This is a genomic window from Oceanicola granulosus HTCC2516, assembly GCF_000153305.1.
Classification (GTDB): Bacteria; Pseudomonadota; Alphaproteobacteria; order Rhodobacterales; family Rhodobacteraceae; genus Oceanicola; species Oceanicola granulosus.
Genome location: NZ_CH724107.1, coordinates 1,729,602 through 1,735,805, shown reverse-complemented (window position 1 = coordinate 1,735,805; position 6,204 = coordinate 1,729,602). Strand labels below are relative to the sequence as shown.

Below are 6,204 nucleotides of genomic sequence, written 5' to 3'. Positions count from 1 at the left end.
CGTCAGCTCCCGCGGCACCACGAAGTCCACCACCTGTCCCGCGCCCGGCCGCAGCTCTCCCCAGCTCTCCGCCTCGAAGCGGATCAGCGCCGTCGCGCAGGTCGGGTAGTCCTGGTAGCGCGGGTGCGCCGCCGGGGCGCGGACGAGCGAGCTCGCCAGATGGCCGATCCCCGGGTTGTGCGCGATCAGCGCGACGCGCCGGGCCTCGGCCGCGGCGAGCTGCGCCATCAGGACGGCGGGGCTCGCGAGGTAGAGCTCCGGCAGCGCCCGGAACAGCGGCGCGCCGGGCAGCTCCGCCGCGATCAGCTCCCACGTCTCGAGCGTGCGCGCGGCGTCGGAGCACAGCACCTCGCCGGGCGCGCCCCGCTCCGCCAGCCAGCGGCCGATGGCCCGCGCCGAGCGGCGGCCCCGCGGGTTGAGCACGCGCGCGTGGTCGTCGGCGTCGGGATCGTCCCAGTCGGACTTGGCGTGGCGGATCAGGAGCAGGTCAAGCGCCATGGAAGGCTCGCATGTGAAAGGCCGACTGCGCGGGCCGGCGCCGCTCCCGTCCCACCGGGCAGGCGCGCCGTACGAGGCATCCCCCGTCGCGGCAGGCCGCGCCCTCGGGGCGGCCGAGCCAGCCCTTGCAGCGGGGCACGTCGTAGGTGCCCGAGGCGAAGGCTCCCACCGGACAGGCGGAGAGGCAAGGCTTGTCGCAGGCGGGGCAGGGCGACGGCGCCGGCGCGAGGGCAGGGGCCTCCGCGACCCCGAGCGCGCCGCGCCACGAGACGAAGAGGCCGGCCTCCACGTGCACCATCAGCCCCACCGGCGACGCGTGCGAGCGCCCCGAGCGCAGGGCCCAGCCGACGAACGGGTGCCAGGGCGGGCCGCCGAAGGGGAAGTAGGCGTGCGCGCCCTCGGCCTCGGCGATGCCGCCGATGACCCGCGCCGACCAGCGGTCGAGCGGGTCGGGCGCCCCGTCGCCGGCCTCCGGCGCGGTCTGGAAGATGTCCCAGAAGCGCGGCTCGTCGGGCGAGAGCAGCAGCAGCCGGCGCACGTCCGGCGCCAGCCCGTCCTGCGGCGCGACCTCCACCGTGCCGGAGACGAACAGCCCCGCCGCGGCGAGCCTCTCGGCGAGGGTCACGCGCCGCGCGGCTTCACCCGCGGCTCGGTGGAGCGGATGATCGAGCCCGCGCCGTACTCGGTGAACAGCTCGAGCAGCGTCGCGTTGGGCAGCCGGCCGTCGCAGATCACCGCGCCGCGCACGCCCTCGTCGAGCGCCTTCAGCGCGGTCTCCACCTTGGGGATCATGCCGCCGGCGATGGTGCCGTCGGCGATCATCGCGCGCACGTCCTCGGGGGAGAGCTGGGTGACGACGTTGCCGTCCTTGTCCTTGACCCCCTGCACGTCGGTGAGCAGCAGCAGCCGGTCGGCCTTGAGCGCCCCGGCGATGGCGCCCGCGGCGGTGTCGCCGTTGACGTTGAAGGTCTCGTTGGGGTCCATGCCCGTCGCCACCGGCGCGATCACCGGGATGATCCCGGCGGCGAACAGGTCGCGCAGCACCTGGACGTTCATCTCGATCGGCCGGCCGACGAAGCCGAGCTCGGGGTCGTCGGCCTCGCAGACCATCAGGTCGTCGTCCTTGCCCGACAGCCCCACGGCGCGGCCGCCCTCGTCCATGATCGCCTGCACGATGCGCTTGTTGACGAGGCCGGTGAGCACCATCTCGACCACCTCGACGGTGGCCTGGTCGGTGACCCGCTTGCCGCGCACGAAGCGCGATTCGATGCCGAGCCGCTTGAGCAGGTCGTTGATCATCGGGCCGCCGCCATGGACCACGACCGGGTTCAGCCCGACCTGGCGCATCAGCACGATGTCGCGGGCGAAGTCGGCCATTTCCTCGACGCCGCCCATGGCGTTGCCGCCGAACTTCACGACGACGATGGCGCCGGAATAGCGCTGCAGGTAGGGCAGCGCCTCCGACAGCGTGCGCGCGGTGGCGATCCAGTCCCGGTCCATGTTCTGCGTCCTCATCTCCGTCCCGTCAGTCGATCCCCGCGACGATGGCCCGGAGCGTCTCGATCCCATCCCCCTTCTCCGACGAGGTCAACACGATCTCGGGGTAGGCGGCGGGGTGCCTGGCGAGCGTGGCGCGGACCTGGTCGAGCACGCGGTCGCGCTCGCTCGCCTTGATCTTGTCAGCCTTGGTCAGCACGCACTGGAACGTCACGGCGGCACTGTCGAGCAGCGCCATGATCTCCTCGTCCACCGCCTTGGCGCCGTGGCGGGCATCGATCAGCACGAAGGCCCGGCGCAAGGTCTGGCGACCCTGCAGGTACTGCTTGAGCAGCGCCTGCCACTTGGCGACCACCGCCACCGGAGCGTTGGCGAAGCCGTAGCCGGGCAGGTCGACGAGGTAGTGGCTGTCGGCCAGCGCGAAGTAGTTGATCTCCTGCGTCCGCCCGGGCGTGTTGGACGCCCGCGCCAGCGCCTTGCGGCCGGTGAGGGCGTTGATCAGCGTCGACTTGCCGACGTTGGAGCGGCCGGCGAAGCAGACCTCGGGCCGGTCGGCGCCGGGCAGGCCCGACATCGCGACGACGCCCTTCACGAAGGTCACCTCGCCGGCGAACAGCCGCCGGCCGGCCTCGCGCTCCGGCGCGTCGGGCGGCTCGGCCAGCGGGAACGGAAGCGGCGCGCTCACTTCTTCGCGGCCGCCGCGCCCTTGCCCCGGATGTTGCCGAGGATGTCGGGCTTGTAGCCGTGGCTGCGCATGATGAGGTACTGCTGGGTGAAGGTGATCATGTTGTTGGCGATCCAGTAGATCACCAGGCCGCTGGCGAAGCTGCCGAGCATGAACATGAACACCCAGGGCATCCAGGCGAAGATCATCCGCTGCGTCGGGTCCGGCGGCGCCGGGTTCAGCTTCTGCTGCAGCCACATGGAGATGCCGAGCAGGATCGGCAGCACGCCGAGGCTGAAGATGAAGAAGATCGAGCCCGGGTCCGGCGTGTCCCACGGCAGCAGGCCGAACAGGTTGAGGATCGAACTCGGATCGGGCGCGGAGAGGTCGCGGATCCAGCCGATCCAGGGCGCGTGGCGCAGCTCGAGGGTGACGAAGATCACCTTGTAGAGCGAGAAGAAGATCGGGATCTGGAGCAGGATCGGCAGGCAGCCCGAAGCCGGGTTCACCTTGTTGGTCTTGTAGAGCTCCATCATGCCCTTCTGGAGCGCCTGGCGGTCGTCGCCGGCGCGCTCCTTGAGCTTCTCCATCTCGGGCTGCAGCTCCTTCATCTTGGCCATCGAGGCGTAGGACTTGTAGGCCAGCGGGAACAGCACGGCCTTGATGATCAGCGTCAGCACGATGATCGACCAGCCCATGTTGCCGATGACTCCGTTGAGCCAGTGCAGCAGCGCGAAGATCGGCTTGGTCAGGAAGAAGAACCAGCCCCAGTCGATCGAATCGACGAAGCGGTCGATGCCGGCGGCCTCGTAGGCGCGGATCGTCTCCCACTCCTTGGCGCCGGCGAATACGTGGCTCTCGGCGCTGACCGTCTCGCCCGCGGCGACGGCGACGGGCGGGTAGATGCTCTCGGTCAGGTAGATGCCGTTGACCTCGCGCGCCACCGAGCGGAACGGGGTGCCGGAGGCGGGCACGAGGGTCGTCATCCAGTACTTGTCGGTGAAGCCGACCCAGCCGTCCTCGGCGACCTCGATGCGGCTCTCCTCGGCGGTCAGGTCGGGGAGGTCGTCGTAGTCGATCTCCTCCAGCTCGCCGTCGGCCATCCGCACGACGCCCTCGTGCAGGATGAAGAACTGCCGGCTGTCGGGCAGGCCGTGGCGGCGCACCTGGCCGTAGGGGCGCAGCTCCACGGCGTCGCCGGTGGTGTTCTCGACCGACTGGGTGACGGTGAACAGGTAGTTGTCGTCGACGGCGATGGTCTTGCGGAAGACGAGGCCGGCGCCGTTCTCCCAGCGCAGCACGACGGGGCTGTCGGGCGTGAGCGTCTCGCCCTCCTCGATCTCCCAGACGGTGCTGTCGCCGGGGACCTCGTCGGCGCTGGCGCCCGAGAGCGCGATCCAGCCGTGCAGCGCGTAATACTGCGCCTCCTCGCCGCCCGGCGAGAGCAGCCGCACGAGCGGCGAGTCCGGGTCGAGGGTCTCGTGGTAGGCGGTGAGCTTCAGGTCGTCGATGCGGCCGCCGGCGGTGTTGATCGAGCCGACGAGGCGCGGCGTCTCGATGGCGACGCGGGCGGCCTCGACAGGCGCGTCCTGCTCGAGCGTCGCGACCGGGGTGCCGGCGGCGGTGCCGTCGATCGCGCCGTCGGGCGACATCTCGTCGCGCAGGGCCGTGTCGTCCTGGGCGACGACCTCGCCCTCTGCGTTGGTCAGGCCGGGGGCCTGCTCGGGCGGGGGGAACAGCACGAACCAGATCAGGATCACGATGAAACTGAGCGCGGTGGCCAGGATGAGATTCTTGTTCTGATCGTCCATGCGACCTCTTCGCCTTTGTCCGCGTGTTCTTCGGGAAAGTCAGGGGCGTTCAACATTTCAAGGGCGCAAAGGTCAAGGGGGAAGGCTGGGGGCGGTCCTTTCGCCGCGCTTCCGGCGCGTCGCGGGCCTGGCCGGGCGAGGCGGAAGTGCCTCGTGCGACTGGCGCTTTTCCCGGCGCGAGCGATCCGGAGCCGCGACAGGCGATTTTGCGCCGTCCGGCCGCGCCCCTAGCCGGTCCGTCGTCGCCGCACCTCCCGCCGCGCCTCCGGCCGGCTCTCCAGCCAGGCGCGCGCGGCCTCGGCGGGCATCGGCCGGGCGATCAGGAAGCCCTGCGCCTGCCGGCACCCGAGCTCGCGCAGCGCGGCGAGCTCCTCCGGCGTCTCGACCCCTTCCGCCAGCGTGTCGAGGCCAAGCCGGTCGGCCATGGTCAGGATCGCCTCCATCATCCCGCGTTGCTCGATCTCGGTATCGACGGAGGCGACGAAGGAGCGGTCGATCTTGATCCGGTCGACGGGGAAGCGGCGGATGGAGGTGATCGATGCGTGCCCAGTGCCGAAATCGTCGAGATCGATGCGGCAGCCGAGGCGGGCGAGCGCGTGGAGCGTCTCCGCCGCCGCGCCGTCCGGCTCCGACACGACCGTCTCGAGCACCTCGATCGTCAGCCGCCCCGGCGCGAGGTCATGGCGGGCGAGGGTGAAGGCGACGCGGTCGACGAGGCCGGGATCGCGCAGCTCTTCGGCGCTGAGGTTCACCGCGACCGCCGGCACGGGGAGCCCCACGGCATCCCAGCCGGCGAGGGCGCGCAGCGCCTCGTCGAGGATCGTCTGGCCGAGCCGCTCCACCAGCCCCGCCTGCCGCGCGGCGGCGAGAAATTCGGGCGGCGGCACCGGACCGAGCTCGGCCGACGTCCACCGCGCCAGCGCCTCGAAGCCGGTGACGGCATCGCTCGCCAGCTCGATCTGCGGCTGGAACTGCACGCCGATCTCGCCCGCCGCGAGCGCGCGGGACAGGTCGCGCACCATCACCTCGCGGCGCGCGACGCGCTCCTGCATGTTCGGACCGTAGCGGCGCACCTCCCCCGGACCGGCGCGGGCGGCCTCGATCTGCGCCAGCCGGGCCGCCTGGAGCAGCGCCGCGGCATCGGCCCTCGCGCCGTCGCACGAGAGCGCCAGCCCGAGCGAGAGGGAGGGGCGGAACGCGTCGTCGCCCAACCTCAGCGGCTGCGCGAGCACCTCCTGCACCCGCCGCGCCAGCCGCTCCGCCGCTGCCGCGCCCAGATCGGGCGAGGGCGGCAGGCCGACGGCGAAGGTCGGCCCCTCGAAGCGGGCGCAATGGTCGCCGCCGCGCACCGCGAGCCGCAGCCTTTGGCCCAGCACGGCGAGGAGCCGGTCGAGCTCGGCCCGCTCGAGCCGCTCCTCGAGCGCCTGCCAGCCGTCCATCTCGAGCACCAGCGCGCCGCGCGTGTGCGCCCCGTCCTCCGCGTCGAGCACACGGCAGAGGCCGTCGTGGCGCAGCAGGCCCGTCAGCGCGTCCGCCTCCTGCGCGCGGAGCCGCCCATCGCTGCCGATCGCGAGCATTGCCGGCAGCAGGAACGCGGCCGCGAGCAGCGCGGGCTGTTGCAGCACCAGCCACGCGGCGATCGCCATCAGCGCCGCGACGAGCGCGATCCGGGTGCGTATGAGAAGCGGCCTGTCCGCCATGTGCCTGCCCCACTACCGATTCCCTGGCAGGCTA

Annotated in this window: 6 protein-coding genes; all 6 read right to left on the bottom strand. The window is 71.9% G+C overall.

Annotation, left to right across the window (positions count from 1 at the left end; translation table 11 throughout):
- Positions 1–498, bottom strand: a 498-nt coding sequence (locus tag OG2516_RS08210) for a SixA phosphatase family protein (RefSeq protein ID WP_007255181.1), incomplete at its 3' end; no start/stop codon positions are given.
- Positions 488–1,123: a hypothetical protein gene (locus OG2516_RS08205; protein ID WP_007255180.1), complete on the bottom strand. Its 636-nt coding sequence runs from the start codon at positions 1,121–1,123 to the stop codon at positions 488–490. The genes OG2516_RS08210 and OG2516_RS08205, both read right to left, overlap by 11 nt.
- Entirely contained in the window at positions 1,120–2,013 is an 894-nt protein-coding gene (gene argB / locus OG2516_RS08200) for an acetylglutamate kinase (protein ID WP_040615024.1), read from the bottom strand. Before argB ends, OG2516_RS08205 begins: the two co-directional genes overlap by 4 nt.
- Before the next feature lie 10 nt (positions 2,014–2,023).
- Complete coding sequence (gene yihA, locus OG2516_RS08195) at positions 2,024–2,680, bottom strand: ribosome biogenesis GTP-binding protein YihA/YsxC (protein WP_007255178.1); 657 nt, start codon at positions 2,678–2,680, stop codon at positions 2,024–2,026.
- Positions 2,677–4,470, bottom strand: a complete 1,794-nt coding sequence (gene yidC, locus OG2516_RS08190) for a membrane protein insertase YidC (protein ID WP_007255177.1) — start codon at positions 4,468–4,470, stop codon at positions 2,677–2,679. The genes yihA and yidC overlap by 4 nt, the downstream gene beginning before the upstream one ends.
- 227 nt (positions 4,471–4,697) lie before the next feature.
- Positions 4,698–6,170 (bottom strand): putative bifunctional diguanylate cyclase/phosphodiesterase, encoded by a 1,473-nt coding sequence (locus OG2516_RS08185; protein ID WP_007255176.1) that lies wholly within the window; start codon positions 6,168–6,170, stop codon positions 4,698–4,700.
- Positions 6,171–6,204: the final 34 nt, after the last annotated feature.

Coding starts and splice junctions, on each gene's coding strand:
- argB (WP_040615024.1), bottom strand. CDS start 2,013: ATGAGGACGCAGAACATGGACCGGGACTGGATCGCCACCGCGCGCACG.
- yidC (WP_007255177.1), bottom strand. CDS start 4,470: ATGGACGATCAGAACAAGAATCTCATCCTGGCCACCGCGCTCAGTTTC.
- OG2516_RS08185 (WP_007255176.1), bottom strand. CDS start 6,170: ATGGCGGACAGGCCGCTTCTCATACGCACCCGGATCGCGCTCGTCGCG.